At 42.3% G+C, this 1,684-nt stretch carries 1 protein-coding gene; it reads right to left on the bottom strand.

The features are described 5' to 3' along the window. Positions 1-1,375, bottom strand: a 1,375-nt coding sequence (locus WAM07_RS01295) for a phytoene desaturase family protein (RefSeq protein WP_422164108.1), incomplete at its 3' end; no start/stop codon positions are given. Positions 1,376-1,684 lie beyond the last annotated feature (309 nt).

Here is a 1,684-nt window from a genome sequence, read left to right as displayed (position 1 = left end):
CTGTACGAATAGAATAGCTTCCTAGCCAGCTGTACTTACCAGTAGGCGCATATCCCCCTACTTTCCCCCGATCTCTGCGTAACCACTTCTGAAAAGTAACCGGTGAACCGGGTAACACAAGATCCAGACGATCTTCAAATCCCGGAAAGTAATGGTTTACTGTTTCAATTAATCGTTGATTCATCTGCTGCTTTGCAGCCTCATAATCTTCACTCTCCCACCACTGAGATACGTTTGTATGGGTGGAGATCGTCAATGAGCGCATGCCTTCAGGCGCCATTTGACGATCAGAAGGATCTGACAGGGAAAGCAAGAACTGCCCTCCATCGTGCAAGTCGTCCGGGTGATTCGGATCGATGAATTGGTGGTAAAGTACGTCAGTGTTTCTAAACACGTCTTCGTGAACCCCCGCATGAATGATGAATGCTCCCCATGCTTCTCTTTGTTTTTCTTTTTCTGGCTTAATATAGGATTGACTTCTTAAATCTTCCGATAATGTATCATGTAAATTGTGAACAGAGTTATTTAAAATGACATAATCTGATTCAAACACCTTATTTCGTTTAGAATGCAAGTAATAGCCTGAACCCTTCTTTTCCACTACATGGATGGGGTGGCGTAAAAATATCTCATTCCCACTCTCTTTAATATACTTAGATAATTGTTCAGCTACAGAAGCCAACCCTCCATGCACAGCAAATGCTCCTTTATGGAACGTTTGCAAAGCCGTAAATCCCAGAAAAGCTGGACACCTTTCTACACTTGTTTGTACACTGTCCATTAATTCTCCATTTAAAAAGATCTGAAACAGTCGATTTTGGTGAAGATTATATTTTTTCAATCGGTCGTAGACGGTCTGGTTCATGTAAGGAAGTAATTGAATGGAGTTGCGACTGATCATGGGAGTTAATCGGATCCAGTCACTCAAGGTTTTCGGTGGAAAAACAGGGAGTTTCTCAACCACACCATCTACCATTTCTCCTACCCGAAAAATTTCATCATAGAAAGCTTGAATCCTGGAGGCATCTTCAGGAAAATGATGTTCAATTTCGTTATACCATTGTTCTTTCTTGCTGTAATAATGGATGGTTCGATCAGGCATATGGATATCCATAATTGGATTCAACAATGTCATGGAAGGTTTCTCCAAACCAAGAGATACATACAAACGGTCGAAAACACCGCCTGGCTCAAAACCCATCCCTACAGTTGCTCCCGATTGAAATCGATAACCCTGGCGTTCATATTTGCCTGCACTGCCCCCTAACTCATTAGATGCTTCCAGTACAGCTACACTCATTCCTTTTCGAGTCAACTCTGCTGCTGCTGCGAGTCCTCCAAAACCTGCTCCTACTACACTCACATCATACTTCATTGGCATCGCCTTCCTTTGGTTTACTCATTCCCTCTCTTTATTCATTTTAAATGAGCATGAGCCTATTGAAGATTCTGTAGGCTTCTAACTCCCAGAATGAGGTATTTATTTTAAAAACCGCCTCTCACAAAACTTGTAAAAAGCTAACGCAAAGGCACAAAAACAATAAAGTTATTTCACTATAGGGCCGGATTGTGGAAGACTCAGTTTCGAGATAAATCGGGGTCCGTTACTTAATAGGTATAGGGATGGTGGGGAAATAACTCGCTTTCCTATGGGGGAACGGTGAGCTTCCTCGCTCGTTTCACT

Origin of the sequence: Halobacillus sp., from assembly GCF_049282395.1 — a bacterium.
Taxonomy (GTDB): Bacteria; Bacillota; Bacilli; order Bacillales; family Halobacillaceae; genus Halobacillus.
This window is presented reverse-complemented; position numbering and strand designations above follow the sequence as displayed.